Here is a 21922-nt window from a genome sequence, read left to right as displayed (position 1 = left end):
TGCCGTCAGCGCGCTGCGGCAATCCATCGCAGTGCTGCTGCGTCACATGCGCCCCAGAGCAATGCTAGAGTCGCGCCCCATGAAAATGACCCGTACTGACCGTCGCCTGCTGGCCTGGATGCTGTATTTCAGCGTTCTGTTCAGTGCGTTCGCCTGCAGTATCGGTCACGGGCAGATGGCTGGTCTGCAGCTCAGCGGCTTGAGCAGCCAGTACTGCTCGTTCGACGGCAACTTCGGCGCTGGTGCCGATCTGGATGGCTCCGGTGTGGTAGCGCCCAACCCCGCCACCGGCTCCGGCTGCGCCCTGAGTTCCACCTTCAGCGCGATCATTCTCGCGGCGTTCTTCGGCCTGCTGGGCTTGCTGGTCCCCAGCCGCGCGCCACTGCTGACCTTCTTCTTCACCCCGCGACCTGTCCGCTATCTCTGGCCTTCGGCCAATCCCCGCGCATCCCCCGTTCTAGCTTGAGTTGTCTTTGCTGCGGCCGCATTTGCTTGCCGCGCTTATTACTTGAGACCAGATAAGAAACTGCGTTTGTCGGTGCCCAAAGCCTGTATTTAGGCGGCACCCGATAAGCCGAAGTTGGGGAAGTTCATGCGTCAGATATCCGTAGTCAGTCTGCTGGCCGTCAGTGTCAGCCTGGCCAGTTCCGCCTTTGCCGAACATCTCAAGCTGGAAGACAGCACCGTGATCGGTCAGCAGCAGCCTGATGCCACTGCGCCGAGCATTGCCGAAAAGCGCGCCGAGTTTGCGCGGATTCCCGGCGGCGCCAGCGTGATCGATGGCGAAACCTATAAGACCGGCCGCGCCAGTTCGCCGCAGGATGCTCTGGGCCAGGCCACGGGCGTGTATATCCAGTCGCGCTCCGGCGCCGAGGAGTCGCGCCTGTCGATCCGTGGTTCGGGCCTGCAGCGCACCTTCCACCAGCGCGGCATTCTGCTGATGCAGGACGGCGCGCCGCTGAACCTGGCTGATGGCAGTGGCGACTTCCAGAGCATCGAGCCGATTGCCCTGGACCATATCGAAGTCATGCGTGGCGCCAACGCCTGGCGCTACGGCGCCGCCAACCTGGGCGGGGCGATCAACTTCGTCACGCCCACCGGCAAAACTGCGCCCAAGGTGCAGCTGCGCACCGAAGCGGGCAGTTTCGACTACCAGCGCATCTTCGGAGCGGTGGCCGAAGACTTTGGCGACTGGGACGCCTACCTGAGTTTTTCCGATTATTCCCAGGACGGTTTTCGCGATCACGCGCGCCAGGAAAACCAGCGCTATTTCGCCAATATCGGCGGGCGTATCAACGAGCGACTGTCGACCCGCTTTTATATCAGCCATGTTGAAACCGATTCGGAAATCCCCGGCAGCCTGACCAAGGCGCAGCTGCGGCGTAACCCCGAGCAGGCCGCGCTGAGCACGGTGACCGGCGATAACAAGCGCGACTTCACCCTCAACCGCATCGGCAATATCACCACTCTGCAACTGGATGGCGGACACAGCCTGGAACTGTCGAGCTTCTACAGCGAGAAATCGCTGTGGCACCCGATCTTCCAGGTGCTGGAAGTCGACAGCGAAGATGTCGGCGTGCGCCTGACCCACAAATGGCACAACAGCGACGGCTGGAGCTGGAATGCTGGCGTGGAGGCGCTGCAGGGCCGCAATCAGGCGGAAAACTACGTCAACGTCGCCGGTAAACGCGGCAACCAGGTGGATCGCCAGGTGCAGACCGCGCGCAGCCTGAATGCCTTTACCGAACTGGAAGTGCCGCTAGCCGAAGACTGGGCACTGATCGGCGGCCTGACCTGGCTGCATAGCGAGCGCGATATCGACGACAAACTGAAAAGCAGCTTCAACTTCGTCGGCATGCCGACTGGTTATCAGGATGCTTCTTTCAACCGCAGCTACAGCGCACGCATCGGTCGTATCGGCCTGCGCCATGACCTGGCCGACGGCGTACAGCTGTTCAGCAACCTCAGCCAGAGCTATGAGCCGCCGACCTTCAGCGAGCTGACCGGTGGCGCCATCGTCACCGAGAACGAGGCGCAGAAGGCCACCACCCTGGAAGCCGGTATGCGGTTCAAACAGGGCAATCTGGACCTGGACCTGGCGGTTTACCGCAGCGAGATCCGCCACGAGCTGCTGGGCTACGTCAACCCGCTCAACCCAACTCTGGTGGTCACCACCAACGCCGACCGCACGATCCACCAGGGCATTGAGTTCGGTGCTGCCTGGCAGCTGGGTGAGCTGGTGTTGCGTGGCCAGTACCTGCTCAATGACTTCCGCTTCGATAACGACCCGGCCTATGGCAACAACCGCATTGCCGGCGTGCCGAGCCAGTTCCTCAAGGGTGAGGCGTTGTGGCAGCGGGGTGGCTGGTACGCCGGCCCGACGGTCGAGTGGGTCCCGGTGCATTACGCCGCTGACCACGCCGAGTCGCTGTATGCAGAAGCCTATGCGATCTGGGGGCTGAAGGGCGGTTATCGTCCACGTGAAGGTCTGGGCTTCTTCGTCGAAGGGCGCAACCTCTCGGATAAGACCTATATCGCCACTACCGGCGTTGTGGCCAATGCCCGTGGCCAGGATGCCGCGCTGTTTATGCCCGGTGACGGTCGCAGCCTGTATGTCGGCCTGGAGTGGAAGCTTTGACGGCGGCGCTGCAAGCGCACGAGCTGCCGCGCCTGACCTGGCGCCAGCGCCTGCTACGGCTGATGCCGTGGCACAAGCGCCTGGCGCTGCTGGCCTGCCTGGGCATCTTCAGCTGGGCGGGCAGCGGCATGCTGCACCCGCTGATGGGCTATCTGCAGCCGCGTCCGCAAACCATGGCCACACCGCAGCAGGTGTTGCCGCTGGATAACCTGCGCAGCCCTGCGCAGGTGCTCGGCGCTGCGGGTGTTACGCAAGTGCAGGGCTTGCGCCTGCTGGTGCTGGCCGCTGAGCCGTATTACCAGGCGCGTCTGGCCGGCGAGCTGCAGCCGCGTTATTGGCATGCACGCAGTGGTCAGGCGGTCGAGCTGGCCGGCCCTCATGCCGAAAGCCTGGCGCGGCATTACCTGGGCCGTGACGAGCCGCTGGCCTACGCCGGCAGCATCGAGCGCTTTACCAGCGAATATGCCTTTATCAACCGCCTGCTGCCGGTGGCGCGGATCGATACCCAGCGCGATGACTCGTTGCGCCTGTATGTCGATCTGTTCCATGACCGCCTCGGCACTCTGGTGGATGAGCGCAAGGCTTGGTTCAGCGCGTTCTTCCAGACGATGCACAGCTTTCGCTGGCTGGATGCGGCGGGCCCGTTGCGGCCGGTGCTGATGCTGGTGCTGCTGGCCTCGATTGTCTCGGCGACGCTGTTCGGTATCACGCTATTTATCGCCCGCCATCCATGGCGGCGACCCTACGGGCCGTCGCCGAGCGACGTTAAAAATGGCTCCCGGCCATTTTTTATCGCCCGTCGGCGTGCCCGTACCTTCAACCGGCGGCTGCATGGCTGGTGGGGGCTGGGGCTGGCCTTAGCGACGCTGAGCTTTGCCAGCAGCGGTGCCTGGCACCTGTTGCACAAGCAGGGCACGCAGCCCTGGCCAGCGCCCTTTGTGCCGAGCTTTGCTGTGGCCGAGCTGGACAGCGCACCGGCAGCCGACTGGCTGCTGGCCGGTGAAGAGCTGTACATGCTCAGCCTGCTTGAACTCGACGGCAAGCCGATCTGGCGTGCCCAGGGGCAGCAGTTCGCCAGCATGCCCAGCCTGCACTACCTGGATGCTCAGGGCCGTGAACTGGGCAATGACACGCCGCGCCGTTATGCCCAGCAGCGCCTCGATCATTACGCCAAGTCCCTGGGGCTGGGTGAGGCGCAGACGCTCACGCTGCAGCACAGCTTCGACCATGAATACGGCTTCGTCTTCAAGCGTCTGCCGGTGTTCAAGGCCAGCTATGCCGATGCACACAACACCGCGCTGTTTATCGACCCGTTAGATGGTGCCCTGGCCAGCCGCGTGCAGGATGCCGACCGCACGGAAGGCTGGACCTTTGCCTACCTGCACAAGTGGGAATTTCTCGCAGGCCTTGGCAATGGCTACAAGCACCTGCTGCTGGGCATCGTCGCGCTGGCGCATGTGCTGTTGGCGCTGGTGGGCCTGGGCCTGCTGCGCCGAGGGCAGCACCGATGAACCGCTGCCGATCCATCACTGATTGTGGCCATGCCTGGAGTTGACTATGCAGAAGCCGACGACGCCGAACATCTCGTTCTACAACCTGGCCTGGCGCTGGCATTTCTATGCTGGGCTGTTTGTGATTCCGTTTCTGATCCTGCTCTCGGTCACCGGCATCATCTACCTGTTCAAGCCGCAACTGGACCAACTGATGTATGCCGAGCTGCTGCAAGTCACGCCTGCCGAGCAGGCGATCTCGGCGGATCAGCAGCTGGCTTTGGTGCGCCAGGCGTATCCCGGGGCGAGCATCAGCCAGTACCTGCCGCCGATAAGCGCCGAACGCAGTGCGCAGTTTGTGCTGGAGGCTGAGGGTCAGAGCCTGAATGTGTTTGTTGACCCCTACAGTGCCAGGATTCTCGGCAGCCAGGACTCGCAGCTTAATCTGCAGGCCATTGCCCGTCAGCTGCATGGCGACCTGATGGTCGGCACCCTGGGCGATCGACTGATCGAGCTGGCCGCCGGTTGGGGCATCGTGTTGGTGGTCTCCGGTTTGTACCTGTGGTGGCCGCGCGGGCGTTCCGGTGCCGGTGTGCTGTGGCCAAGGCTGAGTGCCCGTGGGCGTTTGCTATGGCGTGACTTGCATGCGGTGACGGGCTTTTGGGGCTCGCTGCTGTTGCTGTTTATGCTGCTCACCGGCATGACCTGGACCGACTTCTGGGGCGCCCAGTTTGCCGGCGCCTGGAACCACTTCCCGGCGGCGATGTGGGACGACGTACCGCAGTCCGGCAAGCTCACCGGCAGCCTCAATACCAGCAGTCAGCAGACCGTGGCCTGGGCGGTGGAAACCACACCACTGCCGGCCTCCGATCCACACGCCGCGCATAACGGCCATGCCACTGCCGAGACGCCTGCCGCCCCGGCCAATCTGCTGCAGTACGTGGTCGACACCGCCGCTGAGCGCGGCGTAAAGCCGGGTTACAGCATCACCCTGCCGAAAGGTGAAACCGGGGTGTACAGCATCGCCCTGTTTGCCGACGACCCGCGTAACGACGCCACTCTGCATATCGATCAGTACAGCGGTGCGGTGCTCGCCGATGTGCGCTGGAAGGATTACGGCGTGGTGGCAAAAACCGTGGAAACCGGGGTGATGCTGCATGAAGGCAAGCTGTTCGGCCTGGCCAACCAGTTGCTGATGCTCGCGGTCTGCCTGCTGGTGCTGCTCAGCGCGGTCAGCGGCCTGATCATGTGGTGGCAACGCCGTCCGACTGGAAAGCTTGGCGTACCACCACTGCGCCACGACCTGCCACGCTGGAAAACCGCAATAGTGATCATGGGCCTGCTGGGCGCGGCCTTCCCGCTGGTGGGCGCGTCTTTGCTGCTGATCTGGGCGCTGGATTGGCTGTTGCTCTCGCGTCTGCCAGGGCAGCGTTTGGCCAACAGTTGAATGGAATAACCGGCGCGGGCTTGGCCGGCGCCAAGGCTTCGCGTTACAACACTTGTCATGGACAGTCAGTCCACAACCGGAGGAACACCATGTTGTTGAAAAAGACCCTGCTGATTGCCGCTCTGCTGAGCCCAAGCCTGTTTGCCAGCGCCCACGAATACAAAGCCGGCGAGCTGCATATCGAACACCCCTGGTCGCGGGAAATGCCGGCCGTAGCGCCGACGGCGGCCGCTTATTTTGTGGTGCACAACAAGGGCGCCGAAGCGGATCGCCTGCTCAGCGCCAGTACCCCGGTGGCCGGGAAGGCCGAGCTGCACGAACATATCCACGCCGATGGCCTGATGAAGATGCAGCAGGTGCAGAACGTGGCGATTCCTGCTGGTGGTGAGGTGAAGTTCGAGCCGATGGGCTACCACGTCATGCTGTTCAACCTGAAGCAGCAGGCCAAGGACGGTGAGCGCTTTCCGCTGACCTTGACCTTCGAAAAAGCCGGTGCGGTCGAAGTGGAAATCGCCGTGCACAAGGACGCCCCTGCCGTTGAGAAAACTCATGGCGAAGGCCACGCGCACTAATCTGCGCACCCAGCCCCGCTGCGTTGTGGCGGGGTTGCTGTTGTACGGTGATGTTCACCGTCATTGATTTGCATCAGCCGTCCTGCTCAGGCCGTTAGTCATACTCGGCGCAGGATTCTTGAGTTGTCGTGATGCCCCGCAATCGCTCCTTTACTGCCGATTACCGCGCAAACTGGCTGGCCCTATTGGCCATGCTGTTGCTCAATGTCGGGCCGTTGCTGTCGCAGCTCACTGCACCGGCTGAACCGGCCTGGCTGACGGAACTGGCTTGCGGGGAGCATGTCGGTAGCCATGACAACCCGCTGGATCACGACGCGTTGTGGGCCAAGTGCGGCTATTGCACCCTGTTGCTCAACAGCCCAGCCACCGGTTGTGCCAGTCCAACGCTAGCCCTGACGGCCGTTGCGCCTGCGGATCGGCATAGTGCGCCGGTACGCAGCGGCGTTGCCCGCTCAGCTATTTTCCCCGGTTCGCGCAGCCGCGCACCGCCTGCCTATTCCTGATCGCCATTGCCCTGTTGCTGGTGCCGCGTATGCGGTGCTGGCCATTCCCTGGTTTTGTCTCGATTCTGGAATAGTCATGTCTACTCGTTCGCTTTTGATCAGCGCTTTACCTTTCCGTCTGGCGCCGCTGTGTATCGGCCTGCTGCTGGCCACTCAGGCGCATGCCGCGCAAACCACCGAATACGACCCGGAACACCACGCGCTGCAGTTGCCGCCAACGGTGGTCACCGCCGTGCAGCAAAGCTCGCCACTGACTGTGGTGGCCGACCCCAAGGACCCGCGCCAGCCGGTGCCGGCCAGTGACGCCGCCGATTACCTGAAGACCATTCCCGGTTTCTCCGCGATTCGCAGCGGCGGCAGCAACAGTGATCCCGTGCTGCGCGGCATGTTCGGTTCGCGCTTATTGCTGCTCACCGATGGCGGGCAGATGCTCGGCGCCTGTCCAGGGCGGATGGATGCACCCAGCTCGTACATCTCGCCGGAAACCTTTGACCTGCTGACCGTGACCAAGGGCCCGCAAACGGTGATTTGGGGCCCAGGTGCCTCGGCCGGTGTGGTGCGTTTCGACCGTGAGCCGGAGCGTTTCGGTGAGCTGGGTGCGCGTCTGCATGCCAGCGTGCTGGCGGGCTCCAACGGCCGTTTCGACCAGACCCTGGATGGCGCTGTGGGCGGCGAGCAGGGCTACCTGCGGGTGACCGGTAACCGCTCGCATTCGGACGATTACGACAACGGAAACGGCGACACCATCCCCTCGCGCTGGGATAAATGGAACGGCGACGTGGCCCTGGGTTGGACGCCGGATGACGATACGCTGATCGAACTCACCGCCGGCCGTGGCGATGGCGAGGCGCGCTACGGCGGCCGTGGTATGGATGGCACCCAGTTCAAGCGTGAAAGCCTGGGCCTGCGCGTTGAGCGCAGCAACCTCGGTGGCGTGCTGGATAAGGTCGAGGCCAAGGTTTACTACAACTACGCCGATCACATCATGGACAACTTCCGCCTGCGCATGCCCGACCCGACCAGCATGATGAGCGGCCCGATGGCGGCCCAGGTTGACCGCCGCACCCTGGGTGCACGCCTGGCCGCCACCTGGGCGTGGGAGGATGTCGAGCTGATCACCGGCGTCGATGCCCAGCGCAGCGAACACCGCCAGCGCAGCTCCACCCTGAGCATGATGGGTAACTACACCGACGCCGATCGTTTCCCCTGGGACAAGGACGCGCTGATGCACAACTACGGCCTGTTCGCCGAGTCCACCTGGCGTCTGGACGAGCGTGATCGAGTGGTCTCCGGCGCGCGCCTGGACCGTGCTTCGGCCAAGGATTACCGGCCGAGCTTCAGCGACATGATGGGCATGTCGACGCCCAACCCGACGGCTGGCGAGACCCGCGCCGATACCCTACCGAGTGGCTTTGTGCGCTACGAGCACGACCTGTCCGGCTCGCCGACTACCGTCTATGCCGGTATCGGTCACGTGCAGCGCTTCCCCGATTATTGGGAGCTGTTTTCCGCCGGCCTCAATGGCCCGGCTGGCGCGGACAACGCCTTCGACGGCATCAAGCCGGAGAAGACCACCCAGCTGGATGTCGGTATTCAATACCAGGGCGACGCCCTGCAGGCCTGGGCCTCGGCCTATGTCGGTCAGGTGCGTGACTACATCCTGTTCGACTACCGCGGCATGAGCACCCAGGCCGACAACGTCGATGCGCGCATCATGGGCGGCGAGTTAGGTGTGGCGTATGACCTGACGACCAACTGGAAAACCGATGCCACCCTGGCCTATGCCTGGGGCAAAAACAGCAGCGACGGCGAAGCACTGCCGCAGATGCCGCCGCTTGAAGCGCGCCTGGGCCTGACCTATCAGCGTGACGATTGGAGCGTCGGCGGCCTGTGGCGGGTGGTCGATGGTCAGGGCCGCATTGCGGACGGGCGCGGCAACGTGGTGGGGCAGGATTTCAGCAACAGCGCCGGATTCGGCGTGCTCTCGCTCAACGGTGCTTACCGTGTAACCAAGCAGGTCAAGCTCAGCGCCGGGGTGGATAACCTGCTCGACAAGCAATACGCCGAGCACCTCAACCTGGGTGGTGATGCCGGTTTCGGCTTCCCTGCCGATACCCGGATCGACGAGCCAGGCCGGACGTTGTGGGCCAAGGTCGATTACGATTTCTGATCCTGATAGATCTGGCGTGTTGGCAAAGGGCTCATCATTTGATGGGCCCTTTGCGTTTCCTAATACAGCCTTAAGCTTGCCGCGCGACAGTAGTCCCCGCAGACACACAACTTCCCCTGCATCACGAGGACTTCACCATGCGCAAATTGCTTCTGCTGTCTCTGGTTCTGGCCAGCCCGCTGACCCTCGCCGCCACCCAATGCACCACCGCCGACAAGGCGCAGTGGCAGGACCAGGACAAATTCCAGGCCGACCTCAAAGCCCAGGGCTACGAGATCAAGAAGTTCAAAGTGACCGGTGGCAACTGCTACGAAATCTACGGCTTCAACAAAGAAGGCCAGAAGGTCGAAATCTACTTCGATCCGGTCAGCGGCAAGGTCATCAAAGGCGGCGTTGAAGACTGATGAACAACGCCACCACACGCCTCTGGGACCCGCTGGTCAGGTTGTTCCATTGGTCTCTGGCGAGCGCTTTCCTGGCCAATTACTTCTTCACCGAAGAGGGCGAGAACTGGCACCGCTGGTTCGGTTACTACGCCGTGGCCTGGCTGGCGATCCGCCTAGTGTGGGGTTTTATCGGCTCACCGGCTGCGCGCTGGGCGGACTTTTGGCCGACCCGGGCGCGCCTGGCCGAACACCTGCGGGCATTGCTCAGCGGGCGTGATTACCACCGCATGGGGCATTCCCCGCTGGGCGGCTTGGTGATGATCGGCATGATGCTGTTGATGCTCGGCCTGGGTGTGACCGGCTTTCTGATGGAGGAGGTCGATTACTTCTGGGGCGCTGATTTACCGCTGGAACTCCATGAATTCTGCGCCGATGCGCTGATGGCCCTGGTGGGCCTGCACATCGTGGCGGCGCTTTTTGAAAGCTACCGCCTGAAGGAAAACCTGCCGCTGTCGATGGTCACCGGCAAGCGGCGCAAGCTGGATCACTGAGTTTATATCTGTCGCGGCTGAAGCCCCGCCCACAGCGTATACGCACTGTGGGCGGGACTTCAGTCGCGATGATTTTGCTTAAACCAGGCGCGCATCCAGGCTGTTCTGCGCCAGGCGCTTGGCCTGTTCCTGGGTCATGCCCAGACTGTCATGCAGGGCCGCGAAGTTTTCGGTGACGTAGCCGCCGAAGTAGGCTGGGTCATCCGAGTTCACCGTCACCTTCACCCCGCGCTCAAGCATCTGCAGGATGTTGTGCTGGCGCATGTCGTCGAACACGCACAGCTTGGTGTTGGACAGCGGGCAGACGGTCAGCGGGATCTGCTCGTCGATGATGCGCTGCATCAGCCGCTCGTCTTCGATGGCGCGCACGCCGTGGTCGATACGCTCGATCTTCAGCAGGTCCAGGGCTTCCCAGATGTATTCGGGCGGGCCTTCCTCACCGGCGTGGGCGACGGTCAGGTAGCCCTCGCTGCGCGCCTTGTCGAACACGCGCTGGAACTTGCTCGGCGGGTGGCCCATCTCCGAGCTGTCCAAACCGACGGCGATAAACGCATCGCGAAACGGCCTGGCCTGCTCCAGGGTCTTGAACGCTTCTTCCTCGGGCAGATGGCGCAGAAAGCTCAGGATCAGGCCGTGGCTGATGCCCAGCTGTTTCTCGCCATCGACCAGTGCCTGCTTGATGCCGCGCAGCACTACTTCGAAGGGAATACCACGGTCGGTGTGGGTTTGCGGGTCGAAGAACGGCTCGGTGTGGATGACGTTCTGCGCCTTGCACTTTTGCAGGTAGGCCCAGGTCAGGTCGTAGAAATCCTGCTCGGTGCGCAGCACGTCGGCACCGGCGTAATACAGGTCGAGAAACTCCTGCAGATTGTTGAACGCGTAGGCGCTGCGCAGCGCTTCGACGTCGTTCCACGGCAGGGCAATCTTGTTGCGCTCGGCCAGGGCAAACAGCAACTCGGGCTCCAGCGACCCCTCAATGTGCAGGTGCAGTTCGGCCTTGGGCAGGGCGTTGAGCCAGTCGTACATGGTCAGATCTCGTTATCAGGCGTGGTCGCGACAAAGTTTAACCGTAAGGACAGGATTTCGCCGTATCAGACGGGCGCTAAATCGCCTTGACCGCGCAACGCTCTCGCGGCCAAGGCCGTTCCTCCGGGGCGCGGGCGGTGTTATGCGCCCGCCTGTTCTTCACGCCTGTAAGCGTAGGTATCGGCAAAGCGCGACAGCAGATACTCGGCGCTGGTTACTGAAGGATACTTGGGCGGGTTGCTGGCGTCCGAGCAGTTCGGTAGGCAGCTGATTTCGGTATCCGGGTGCGGTTCGGCGAAGAACGGCATGGAGTAGCGATCCACGCCCAGCGGGCTGATCACCCGGTGCGGGGTCGAGGTGTAACGGTCGTTGCTCCAGCGCGCGAGCATGTCGCCGATGTTCACCACAAAGCTGCCGGCAAGCGGCGGCGCGTCGATCCACTGGCCATCGCGATGGCGCACCTGCAGACCGCCGGCGTCGTCCTGGTAGAGCAGGGTGGTGCAACCGTAATCGGTGTGTTCACCCGCGCCTTGCTGTTCGGCACTGCTGGCGGTGTGGCGCGGCGGGTAGTGGATCATGCGCAGCACGCTGATCGGCTCATGAAAGCGCGTGTCGAAAAAATCGCGGTCGATATTCAGGGCAATGGTCATGGCGCGCAGCAGGGTTTGCGCCAGTGCCTGCATATCGGCGTAGTGCTGTTCCATCAGGGCTGCCCAACCGGGCAGGTCTGGATGGCGATTGGCGCCGCGCAGCGGTTTGCCGGCCAGCACCTCGGGGTGATTGAGGTCCATGTGGAAACCCATATCGAAGGTTTCCTTGAGATCGCTCGGTTTGCTCGGGTCCAGCTGCTCGGTGGCAATCGCGCCGTAACCTCGGTGATGGGCGGTCTGGGTGATGTCGATTTTGAGTTTGTCCGCAGCCGGCAGGGCGAAGAAGGTCTTGGCGGCGCTCAGCAGTTCGGCGATACGCGCCTGGCTGATCGGGTGGCCGGTGATATAGAAAAAGCCCCACTCGCGGCAGGCGCGGTCTATCTGCTCAGCCACGGCTGGCCAGGCGGATGAATCGGCTGAGTAAAGCGGGGCGATGTCAATAATCGGTAGGGTGTTCATAGAGGCTCCGGGTGGGGGCATGCTGCGAGTCTTCTCGTACCCAGGGCAGCGAATAAGAGCGCCCCGTATACAGGGCACCCTTTTGATGCGGTTCTGCTTGTGGTTAGCAGGGACGGCATCTAGGCGATGTTTAGTGGGAGGGGCTTTAGCCGCGACAACCAAACAGCTCGCGGCTAAAGCCCCTCCCACAGTCAACCGCTTACTTCGGCAGTTCAGCCTTTACGTTTTCCACGTAGTAGTTCATCGAGGCCAGTTCGGCGTTGGTGGCGGCGACGCCGGCCGGGATTTTTTCTACGCCGCTCTGGTCCTTGATCGGGCCGGTGAACGGGTGGAAGGCGCCGCTCTTGATGTCGGCGATGATCTGCTCGGCTTCGGTTTTCACATCTGCCGGCACCAGATCGCTGATCGGCAGGCGAATGGTGTCTTCGGTCAGGCCGCCCCAGAAATCTTCGGATTTCCATTTACCGTCGATCACCGCCTGGGTGGATTTGACGTAGTGCGGGCCCCAGTCGTTGACGATCGAAGTGAGCACGGCCTTCGGCCCGAAGTGCGCCATGTCCGAGGCGTAGCCCACGGAATAGACGCCGCGACGCTCAGCGGTCTGGATCGGTGCCGGGCTGTCGGTGTGCTGGAACACTACGTCGACGCCCTGGTCGATCAGCGCGTTGGCGGCATCGGATTCCTTGCCCGGATCGAACCAGGAGTTGACCCACACCACCTTGATCTCTGTGCCGGGGTTGTACTTGTCCAAAGCCAGCTGGATGGCGTTGATATCGCGGATCACTTCCGGGATCGGGAAAGAGGCGACGTAGCCGATCTTCTTGGTCTTGGTCATCTTCGCTGCGAGGAAACCGCCGACGTAACGGCCCTCATAAGAGCGCGACAGGTAGGTGCCGAGGTTCTTGTCCTGCTTGTAGCCGGTGGCGTGTTCGAAGGTGACCTTGGGGAATTGCTTGGCGACTTTCAGCGTCGGGTTCATATAGCCGAAGGAGGTGGTGAAGATCAGGTCATAACCGCCCTTGGCCATGTTGCGGATCACCCGCTCGGCGTCCGCACCTTCCGGTACGTTTTCCACGTAGCTGGTCTCGACCTTGTCACCAAGCTCTTTGATCACCGCCTGACGGCCCTGCTCATGCTGGTAGGTCCAGCCGTGGTCGCCAATCGGGCCGATATAGACAAAGCCGACCTTCAGCGGGGCGGCGGCAGAAGCGCCCAATGTGGCGCTAAAGCCAAGGGCGGCAACGAGGGTGCGCAGCAGAGGTTTTTTGCTCTTCTCGAACATGGTTGGCGGAACTCCGATGTGTGTGGGTACGTTGTTGTTAAACAGCTGCCTGTTGGATTGCAAAAAGCTGACCAACTGGACAATTAGCCTGCCCGCCGCGCTAAAACGCAGAACCCCGCCGGGGCGGGGTTCTGTGCGGGTGCTGTGCTGGTGCGTAAGAGGCCGAGAGTGCTGCGTGCTGGTGCGATGGTGCTGCTGGGGTGTTGCGGCTGAAGCCTTTCCACAGTTCGGTGCTGATCTGTGGGAGGGGCTTTAGCCGCGAACAAAGTAAAAACTCAGTGCCCCGGCTGCCAAGGTTTGCCTAGGGACACCGGGGCAAACAGGCGGGTCTTGATTGCATCGCGCGACAGCAATACCAGCACCAAGATGGTCGCCACATAGGGCAGCATCGCCAGCAGGTTGGAAGGGATCGACAGGCCGATGCCCTGTGCCACCAGATGGATGATGCTGGCCAGGCCGAACAGATAGGCGCCGAGCAACACGCGCAATACCCGCCAGCTGGCAAATACCACCAGCGCCAGGGCGATCCAGCCGCGCCCAGCGGTCATGTTTTCGGCCCACATCGGCGTATAGGCCAGCGACAGGTAACCGCCCGCCAAGCCGGCCATGGCGCCACCGAACAGTACCGCCAGGGTGCGCACGCGCAGTACCGGCAGGCCCATGGCGCTGGCGGCATCGGGATTTTCGCCGACCGCCTGAATGATCAGGCCGATGCGGCTTTTCAGCAGCACCCAGGCGACTAAACCGAACAGGGCGAAGGACAGGTAAACCAGAATGTCCTGGGCAAACAGCATGCGCCCGATCAGTGGAATCTCGCTAAGCAGCGGAATGGCAATGGGCTCAAAACCGGCCAGCGGTTTGCCGACCCAGGCCGCGCCGACAAAGGTGGAGAGGCCGACGCCGAAGATGGTCAGCGCCAGGCCGGTGGCTACTTGGTTGGCGTTAAAGCCCAGGGCTACGGCGGCGAACAGCATCGACAGCAGCATGCCGGCGCTCATCGCCAGCAGCACGCCGAGCCACAGGTTGCCGGTACTCAGGGCGACGATAAAACCGATCACCGCGCCGAACAGCATCATGCCTTCCTGGCCGAGGTTGAGTACGCCGCTCTTCTCGCAGATCAGTTCACCCAGCGCCACCAGCAGCAGCGGCGTACCGGTGCGCACCATGGCGTAGAAAATATTGCTTAACAGGTCGAGATCCATGGGAGTTCCTATGTGAATAGCTTTTGTAGGAGCGAGGGGGGCGCCCAGTTCTTGCTCGCGATCGGTGTCGCCGCGGATCGCGAGCAAGCGGTACGCCGCCCGGCCGCCCCTACAGGTTCTTTGTCAGGCCAGGGCCTCGGCGTTGGCTTTAGTTTTTCGTTGCGCCCATTTCCACTTCAGCCTCGGCCGATAAAGAATCAGCACGTCACAGGCGAGCAGGAAGAACAGCATCATTCCCTGGAACAGCTGGGTGATCGCCTGGGGCAGGTTCATGGTCATTTGCGCGTTCTCGCCGCCTAGGTAGAGCAGCGCCATCAGCAGGCTGGCGAACAGAATGCCGAGCGGATTCAGACGGCCGAGAAAGGCCACGGTGATCGCCGCGTAGCCGTAACCCGGTGAGACCTGTGGGACCAGCTGGCCGATGGGACCGGCCACTTCACCGACACCCGCCAGCCCGGCCAGCCCGCCGCTGACCAGCAGGGCAAACCACACCAGGCGTTTCTCGCGAAAACCAACAAAGCCGGCGGCGCGGCGGTCGAGGCCGAGCACCTTGATCTGGAAGCCGAGAAAGCTCTTGTGCAGCAGCACCCACACCGCCACCAAGGCCAGCAGGGCGAAATACAGGCCGGCGTGCAGGCGGCCGTCCTCGCTGACCAGCGGCAGGCGGCTGGCATCGCCGAACATCGCCGACTCGGGGAAGTTGAAACCGGCTGGGTCCTTCAACGGGCCATGCACGAAGAACAGCAGCAGGTTCAGCGCGATGTAGTTGAGCATGATGCTGGTGAGGATTTCGTTTGCATTGAACTGCGTGCGCAGCCAGGCGGTCAGGCCGCCCCAGGCCGCACCGGCCGCCACGCCGGCGAGCACCACCCAGACCAGCGCCCAGCGGCTGTCCCAGTCGATGATCTGGATCGCCATGGCGCTGCCGGYCAGCGCGCCGAGTAGCAGCTGGCCTTCCGCGCCGATATTCCAGATACGCGCCTGGTAGGCCACGGCCAGGCCGAGGGCGCAGAGCAGAATCGGCAGCGCCTTGACCAGCAGTTCGGAGACGCCATACCAGTCGGCCAGCGGTGCGATCAGCAGGGTGTGCAGGGTGTCCAGCGGGTCGTGGCCGAGCAGGGCGAACAGCAGCGCGCCGCTGCACAGGGTCAGCACGGCGGCGAGCAGCGGTGATAACCAAAGCATGGCGCGCGATTGCTGGCCGCGCGGTTCGAGGGATAACAGCATGGAAAACTCCGTCAGCTCAGGCTGGCAGCAGCGGCTGCCGGCGTGCTTGTGATAGGGGGAAGCGGGGCGAATTCACCAGCCATCCAGCGGCCGACATCAACGGCTTCGGTCTCTGCCGTGGCGGCCAGGGGCGAGAGCTTGCCGCTGCACAGCGCGCCGATGCGGTCGCTGATCTGGAACAGCTCGTCGAGGTCTTCGGAAATCACCAGAATCGCCGCGCCGGCATCGCGCAGGGCAATCAGCGCGCGATGAATCGCTGCCGCTGCGCCGACGTCCACGCCCCAGGTCGGGTGCGCGGCCACCAGCAGTTTGGGGTTCTGCAGAATCTCGCGGCCGAGGATAAATTTCTGCAGGTTGCCGCCGGACAGGCTGCGCGCGGGCGCCTCAGCATTCGGTGTTTTCACCGCAAAGCGCTGGATGATTTCGTCAGCCAGAGCGCGCACCTTGCCGCGTTGAATCAGGCCCTTGCTCAGCAGGCCTTGCTGAAAAGCGGTGAGCAGGGCGTTATCACTCAGGCTCATATCCGGCACCGCGCCGTGACCCAGGCGCTCGGCCGGAACAAAGGCCAGGCCCAGCTTGCGCCGCGCATCCGGGTACAGGTCGGCAATCGGTTGGCTATCCAGGCTGATGCGTTCGCGCTCGTTACGTGGCAGGCGGGTTTCGCCGCTAAGCAGGGCCAGCAGTTCGTCCTGACCATTGCCGGCGACCCCGGCGATGCCGACGATTTCGCCGCTGCGTACTTCCAGGCGCAGGTTACTCATGGAGCTGCCGAATGGGTCGGCGTTCTGCCAGCTCAAATCATCCACGCGCAGGCGCGGTAGGCCGCCGTCAGCTTTCGGGTAACTGCTTTCCAGTCCCTCAGCGTCGCCGACCATCAGTCGCGCCAGCTGCAGATCGCTGCATTCGGCCGGTATGCAATGCCCCGATACCTTGCCGCCGCGCAGCACCGTGGCGTTCTGGCACAGGGCACGCACTTCGCCGAGCTTGTGGCTGATAAACAGAATGCTGCAGCCCTCGGCCGCCAGACGGCGCAGCGTAACGAACAGTTCTTCGGCCTCCTGTGGGGTGAGCACCGAGGTCGGCTCATCGAGGATCAAGAGTTTGATGTCCTGCATCAGGCAACGGACGATCTCCACCCGCTGCCGCTCGCCGATGGACAGGCTGTGCACCAGCCGGCCCGGTTCCAGGGCCATGCCATAACGCTGCGAGACTTCGCGAATCTTCGGCTCCAGCTGTTTCGGTGTGCCGGCCGCTGCGCCCATGGCCAGGGCGATGTTCTCCGCCACGCTCAAGGTCTCGAACAGCGAGAAGTGCTGAAATACCATGCCTACGCCAAGGCTGCGCGCCATGGCCGGATCGCGCATTTTCAGCGCTTCACCGTGCCAGCGAATTTCGCCGCTGTCGGGCTGGGTAACGCCGTAGATGATCTTCATCAGGGTGCTTTTGCCAGCACCGTTCTCGCCGAGTAGCGCATGGATTTCCCCAGGCGCGATGCTCAGGTCGATACGGTCATTGGCCAGGCAGCCGGGGTAGCGCTTGCTGATACCGCTCAGCTGCAAGCGTGGAACAGAAGGGGAACTGGACATGGACAGAGGCTCGGGAATGACAACTGCCCGAGCTAAAGCAAAAAGCTGGCCAGTGAGTCAGAAAAGCCGCTGTGCAGCGTTCGCCCATCCGCTGTTTGATCAAGGCTGCCCAGTGATGGTGCGCGTGTTTGAGGCGGGGCTGTGTTGCTGCACCGAATCGAGGCTGCACGCTGGCCTAGTGGCGCAACCAGGCGCCCTGGGTCTTGCCGTATTCGGTGTCGCGGTCGTAACGCTGTTCCTGCTCGACATGCAGTTGCAACACAGCGTTTGCTTGTTGATTGGCCTGTTCTTGCAAGCGCAGGCAGCTGGGTTGTTCGGCCGTCAGTTGCAGGCGCTGATCAATTGCCCGGGCGGCGGCCTGGGCGATCTGGTAATGGCCGTTTTCGTGTTGCTGCAGGGCGCTGATGTAGGCAACAAAGTGCTGCTGGTGCGCGGGGCTGGCAGCAAGCAGGCGGGGCAGGGTGATGCTGGCGTGCAGCGTGGTTTCCGTGCGGGTAATGCGGCATCGGCCGTCAGGTTCTTCCCACCACCAGAAGCGCCAGTTCACGCGCCAATCGGTGTAGCCATGAAACACCTTGCCGTCATGGCGAATCGGCGATGCCTGATCCAGCGCTGAGTACAGCAAGGCGTGCGCACTGGCATCGACATCGTAGTAGGTGTGCTCCAGCTGCTCACTCACCTGCGCCTGCAACACAGCGCTGCAGAACAGGCAAAGCCAGGCTAGGCGCTTCATAGCGGCTGCAACGCCTCACGGCCACGGCTGATATCCGCCAGCAACCGCTGCAGCTCGGCAACCCTTGGCGCGGGGATGGCCAGCTGCAGCTCGGCCCCTGTGGCGTCGTAGTCTTCGCGCTCCAGCAGGCAGTCGAGTTCCGTTAGGCGCGCCTTGAGCAGCGGCAGTTCGGCGAACAGGCAATGGCAGCGGTACTCCTCGCGGGTGATCAACTCCCGACGTGGGGCGGCCTGTAGGCATTTATTGGCGCTGCCGCCGTAGGCGCGAGCCAGGCCGCCGGTGCCGAGCTGGATGCCGCCGTAGAAGCGGATCACCAGCACCGCCACCTGATCCATCTCCTGGGCGTTGATGGCTGCGAGGATCGGCCGGCCAGCCGTGCCGCCAGGCTCGCCGTCGTCGCTGAAACGGTACTGCTGGCCAACCTTCCAGGCCCAGCAGTTATGGCTGGCGCTGGCGTCGCTGTGCGCCGCGATAAATGCTTGTGCCTCGGCCGCGCTGGTGACCGGCGCGGCGAGGGCGATAAAGCGGCTTTTGCGAATCTCCTCGCGGTACTCGCAAGGGCCGAGCAGGGTGAAAGGCATCAGGCGTCTTTGACGGGAGGCGTCAGGCCGCAGCCCTTGAGGATGATGCGGATCAGGTTGTCGCCGGCTTCTTCATAGTCCTGCTTGGTCAGGCGCGTGCGGCCGGTAACGCGGCAGATCTGCGAGGAAAAATCGGCGTAGTGCTGAGTGCTGCCCCACAGCAGGAAGATCAAGTGCACCGGGTCCACCGGGTCCATCTTGCCGGCTGCGCTCCAGGCGGCGAACACTGCGGCGCGGCCACGGAACCAGGCCTGGTAATCCTGATTGAGCATCTGTGACAGGGTCTCGCCGCCGCTGATTACTTCCATCGCATAGATGCGCGAGGCTTTTGGGTGACGGCGGGAGAATTCCATCTTGGCGCGGATATAGCCGGCCAGCGCGGTGGCCGGGTCGTCGTCTACGGTCAGGTTGTTGAAGGTGCTGTCCCACAGTTCGAGGATGTTCACCAGCACCGCCTGATACAGCCCCAGCTTGTTGCTGAAGTAGTAATGCAGGTTGGCTTTCGGCAGCCCAACGTTCTGCGCGATGGTGTTCATGCTGGTGCCTTTGAAGCCGTGACGGGCGAACTCTTCCTCGGCGGCCTTGATGATCGCCTCTTCGTTCTTCTGCCGAATCCGGCCGGCAGGTTTGTTGTTCGGATCGGCTCGGTGCGCAAGTACTTCAACAGTCATGGGCGGTTCCGCAGTGGTCAGGTTTTCGGACGACTGCACTGATAACCCAGCGCCGCTTGGGTGACAAGCGCAAGGGGCAGAAAAACTGACCTAGGTACGCTGCAACCCGGCTTTTGCACCAGGGTTGTGCGTGAAAGTGGCGTGCTGCGGTGGTTTTGGGGGCGGCGCTTTGCCTTGGTGGCCCGGATGCAATCCGGGGAATTTGCGGCGCGTAGCTGACGCCTTTTTCATCCACCACCGCTATTGGTGGATGGGTAAAGCGTCATCCACCCTACGATGCCGCAGATAGTGCGCATGGACATAGCGTCTACGGGTGTTTCTGGCCGCGCGGTCCGGGGCTCGCTTGCTCCCTGCGCCCACCCAAATACCAGCCCAGCGCGCCCCAGGCAGCTGCGCAAATGGCGCCGGCCACGGCGGCGATCAATACGCCGTTGGCGAGCATGTCGAGCAGGGCTTTGGCCCAGGCGCTGACGGCGTCGCCGGCGCGGTAGACCACGGTGTCGATAAAGTTCTTGGCCTTGTACTTGCTCTCGGCGTCCAGCGGGGCGAAGAGCATTTCCCTGCCGGGGCGCACAAAGGCGTATTCGCCAACCCGGCGCACAATCATCAAGGCTGCGAGCATGGCGAAGGTTGGCGCCAGGGCCAGGCCGATAAAACCCAGGCAGACCAGCAACGGCACCCCGGCAAGCAGGGCGCGAATACCAAAGCGTTGGGCGATGCGCCCGGTGATAAACAGCTGCGCGATCAGCGACAGGGCTTGCACGCTGAAATCGATCAGGCCGAATACGCGGATCTGTTCGTTGCGCTCGGTGAAGGTCTGCGCCACCAGGCGCGCCTGCTCGAAGTAGAGAAAGGTGCTGGCGGTGGCCAGCAGGATCACGAAGGCGCTGATGCCCAGCAGATAGGGCGAGGCGAGCACACGAGTCAGGCCGCTGAACGGGTTACCGAGCACCGGCTGGCGCGGGCTTTCGCTGGGTGGTGCGCCCGGCCGACCGGCACCGGCAATCGCTCGCCAGGCCATCAGCTGTTGCTTGGCCAGAATCGCCATGCCCAGCAGCACTGCCGCCAGCAGGATCAGCCCACTTTGCCCGAGGCGCTCAATCAGCAGTGCGCCCAGCGCCGGCCCGGCCAAGCCGCCGCAGCTGGCACCAGCGGCGATAAAGGCAAACAGGCGCTTGGCCTGGGCGCTGTCGAACACATCGGCCATCAGGCTCCAGGCCACCGAGACGACGAACAGGTTGTAGACCGAGATCCATACGTAAAACACCCGCGCCACCCAGATGTCGTCGCCGCTGCGTTGAAACAGCGCGGCGAAGGCCAGCAGGTTGAGGATAAAGAAGCCGTACACCCAATCGATATACCGCGCCCGCGCCACCGTCGAGTTAAGCCAGGCAAACAGCGGCACGGCGGCGAGCATCAGCAGAAAGGTCGCGGTAAACAGCCACTGCAGGTTTTCCACGCCGCCGCGAATGCCCATGGCCTCGCGAATCGGCCGCAGCATGAAATAGCCGCTGAACAGGCAGAAGAACAGGCCAAACCCGCACAGCACCGCCAGCAGCTCGGCCGGCCGCGCGTTGATCGCCTGGGCCAGGCGTTGCGCCGGGCTCATCGCTTCGCTTCCAAATCGCGGGCAGCCGCGAGCATCTCAGCTAAACGCCTGGACGATCTTCTCGCGCAGCGCCGCATCCGGCAGGCGACCGATGCCGGCCTTGAGGTTGTCGGCCATATAACGCGGGTTGGAGGTGGCTGGGATCACCACCGTGACCGCCGGGTTGGCGAGGATAAATTTGAGCAACAGCTGCGCCCAGGAGGTGGCGTCGGTCTCCATCGCCCAGCTGGGCAGTGATTTGCCCTTGACCCGGCTGAGCAGTTGCGCGCGCTGGAACGGCCGGTTGATCAGCGTGGCGATGCCGTGGTCGGCGCAGTAGGGCAGCAGGCGTTTCTCGGCATTGCGTTCGCCCACCGAGTAGTTGAGCTGGACGAAATCCACCGATTCTTTTTCCAGCACCTCCAGCAGGTCGTCGTGCGCCGACTCGATGTAATGGGTGATGCCGATATAGCGCACCTTGCCCTCGGCTTTCAGCTCGCGCAGCAAGGCCAGCTGGGTGCGGGTGTCCTGCAGGTTATGCACCTGCACCAGGTCGAGCTTGTCGGTTTGCAGCGCCTGCAGGCTGGCCTCGATCTGCGCCATGCCGCGCTCGCGGCCGGTGGCGGAAATCTTGCTGGCGAGGAAGGCCTTGCCCTGGGTTTTGGTGCGTTTCAGCAGCTCGCCCGTCACCGCCTCGGAGGCGCCGTAACTGGGCGCGGTGTCGATCAGCCTGGCGCCGCCGTTGATAAAGGTGCGCATCACTGAATCCAGCGGTTTCAGGCTGTCATTGCTGAGGCTGACATCGAAGGTGCGTGAGGTGCCCAGGCCGATCACCGGCAGCAGCTCGCTGCTGCTCGGGATGGCGCGTTTCAGCAGTTGGCTGGGGTCGGCGTAAGCCAGGGAAGGCAGCCAGGGCGTGGCGGCGAGAGCGAGCAGGCTGGCGCTGCCCTGGATGAAGTGACGACGGCTAGGCATAGGGTCCTCCGTGGTAACACTGCACAGGTAAAGGGATCTAAGAACCTGTTCACGATCTGCTGCGCGTCGGCCCTGCTGCGTTAAAAACAGGCCGGGACGCGGCGTCTCGGAATGCTCATGTACAGCTCGTACACTCGTGTGCGAGCCCAGTCCGCTTCCTCGCCGCTTTGACCAGCCAGAGGCTG

Annotated in this window: 20 protein-coding genes; 9 read left to right on the top strand and 11 right to left on the bottom strand. The window is 63.0% G+C overall.

Going from position 1 to position 21922, the window contains the following annotated elements:
* Positions 1–79 precede the first annotated feature (79 nt).
* From P3C18_RS10605 to P3C18_RS10565, 9 genes are all read left to right on the top strand, one after another.
* The gene (locus P3C18_RS10605; RefSeq protein WP_275961826.1) at positions 80–466 is read left to right on the top strand and encodes a DUF2946 domain-containing protein; all 387 of its coding nucleotides are present in this window, start codon (positions 80–82) and stop codon (positions 464–466) included.
* A 126-nt stretch (positions 467–592) separates the two neighbouring features.
* Positions 593–2638: a TonB-dependent receptor gene (locus tag P3C18_RS10600; protein WP_275961825.1), complete on the top strand. Its 2046-nt coding sequence runs from the start codon at positions 593–595 to the stop codon at positions 2636–2638.
* Complete coding sequence (locus tag P3C18_RS10595) at positions 2626–4149, top strand: hypothetical protein (RefSeq protein ID WP_275961824.1); 1524 nt, start codon at positions 2626–2628, stop codon at positions 4147–4149. Before P3C18_RS10600 ends, P3C18_RS10595 begins: the two co-directional genes overlap by 13 nt.
* Before the next feature lie 46 nt (positions 4150–4195).
* Complete coding sequence (locus P3C18_RS10590; protein WP_275961823.1) at positions 4196–5575, top strand: PepSY domain-containing protein; 1380 nt, start codon at positions 4196–4198, stop codon at positions 5573–5575.
* 89 nt (positions 5576–5664) lie between these two features.
* Positions 5665–6147, top strand: a complete 483-nt coding sequence (locus P3C18_RS10585) for a copper chaperone PCu(A)C (protein WP_275961822.1) — start codon at positions 5665–5667, stop codon at positions 6145–6147.
* Between the two features lie 131 nt (positions 6148–6278).
* Entirely contained in the window at positions 6279–6650 is a 372-nt protein-coding gene (locus P3C18_RS10580) for a DUF2946 domain-containing protein (protein WP_275961821.1), read from the top strand.
* A gap of 76 nt (positions 6651–6726) precedes the next feature.
* Complete coding sequence (locus P3C18_RS10575; protein WP_275961820.1) at positions 6727–8820, top strand: TonB-dependent copper receptor; 2094 nt, start codon at positions 6727–6729, stop codon at positions 8818–8820.
* Positions 8821–8957: 137 nt separating this feature from the next.
* Positions 8958–9224, top strand: coding sequence for a PepSY domain-containing protein (locus P3C18_RS10570; protein WP_160089032.1), 267 nt, complete (start codon positions 8958–8960; stop codon positions 9222–9224).
* Positions 9224–9757, top strand: coding sequence for a cytochrome b/b6 domain-containing protein (locus P3C18_RS10565; protein ID WP_275961819.1), 534 nt, complete (start codon positions 9224–9226; stop codon positions 9755–9757). Before P3C18_RS10570 ends, P3C18_RS10565 begins: the two co-directional genes overlap by 1 nt.
* 78 nt (positions 9758–9835) lie before the next feature.
* On the opposite strand, the gene P3C18_RS10560 is transcribed toward P3C18_RS10565, so the two are convergent.
* The 11 genes from P3C18_RS10560 to P3C18_RS10510 form a co-directional block, all read right to left on the bottom strand.
* Positions 9836–10783: an adenosine deaminase gene (locus P3C18_RS10560; protein ID WP_275961818.1), complete on the bottom strand. Its 948-nt coding sequence runs from the start codon at positions 10781–10783 to the stop codon at positions 9836–9838.
* A gap of 140 nt (positions 10784–10923) precedes the next feature.
* Positions 10924–11892, bottom strand: coding sequence for a 2-oxoglutarate and iron-dependent oxygenase domain-containing protein (locus P3C18_RS10555; RefSeq protein WP_275961817.1), 969 nt, complete (start codon positions 11890–11892; stop codon positions 10924–10926).
* Positions 11893–12091: 199 nt separating this feature from the next.
* On the bottom strand, positions 12092–13174 hold the full coding sequence (locus P3C18_RS10550) for a BMP family ABC transporter substrate-binding protein (RefSeq protein ID WP_275961816.1): 1083 nt from the start codon (positions 13172–13174) through the stop codon (positions 12092–12094).
* A 275-nt stretch (positions 13175–13449) separates the two neighbouring features.
* Positions 13450–14376, bottom strand: a complete 927-nt coding sequence (locus P3C18_RS10545; RefSeq protein WP_160016037.1) for an ABC transporter permease — start codon at positions 14374–14376, stop codon at positions 13450–13452.
* Positions 14377–14499: 123 nt separating this feature from the next.
* The gene (locus tag P3C18_RS10540) at positions 14500–15603 is read right to left on the bottom strand and encodes an ABC transporter permease (protein WP_275961815.1); all 1104 of its coding nucleotides are present in this window, start codon (positions 15601–15603) and stop codon (positions 14500–14502) included.
* 11 nt (positions 15604–15614) lie between these two features.
* Positions 15615–17195, bottom strand: coding sequence for an ABC transporter ATP-binding protein (locus tag P3C18_RS10535; protein WP_275962046.1), 1581 nt, complete (start codon positions 17193–17195; stop codon positions 15615–15617).
* Positions 17196–17364: 169 nt separating this feature from the next.
* Positions 17365–17922 (bottom strand): DUF922 domain-containing protein, encoded by a 558-nt coding sequence (locus tag P3C18_RS10530; RefSeq protein WP_275961814.1) that lies wholly within the window; start codon positions 17920–17922, stop codon positions 17365–17367.
* A complete protein-coding gene (locus P3C18_RS10525) occupies positions 17919–18503 on the bottom strand; it encodes a YigZ family protein (RefSeq protein ID WP_275961813.1) in 585 nt (194 codons plus the stop codon). The genes P3C18_RS10530 and P3C18_RS10525 overlap by 4 nt, the downstream gene beginning before the upstream one ends.
* Positions 18503–19174, bottom strand: coding sequence for a TetR/AcrR family transcriptional regulator (locus P3C18_RS10520; protein ID WP_275961812.1), 672 nt, complete (start codon positions 19172–19174; stop codon positions 18503–18505). The genes P3C18_RS10525 and P3C18_RS10520 overlap by 1 nt, the downstream gene beginning before the upstream one ends.
* Before the next feature lie 307 nt (positions 19175–19481).
* A complete protein-coding gene (locus P3C18_RS10515) occupies positions 19482–20783 on the bottom strand; it encodes an MFS transporter (protein ID WP_275961811.1) in 1302 nt (433 codons plus the stop codon).
* Positions 20784–20819: 36 nt separating this feature from the next.
* Positions 20820–21737, bottom strand: coding sequence for an aldo/keto reductase (locus P3C18_RS10510; RefSeq protein ID WP_275961810.1), 918 nt, complete (start codon positions 21735–21737; stop codon positions 20820–20822).
* Positions 21738–21922 lie beyond the last annotated feature (185 nt).

Origin of the sequence: Pseudomonas sp. 1928-m (assembly GCF_029269135.1) — a bacterium.
In the GTDB taxonomy this organism is placed as follows: domain Bacteria; phylum Pseudomonadota; class Gammaproteobacteria; order Pseudomonadales; family Pseudomonadaceae; genus Aquipseudomonas.
This window is presented reverse-complemented; position numbering and strand designations above follow the sequence as displayed.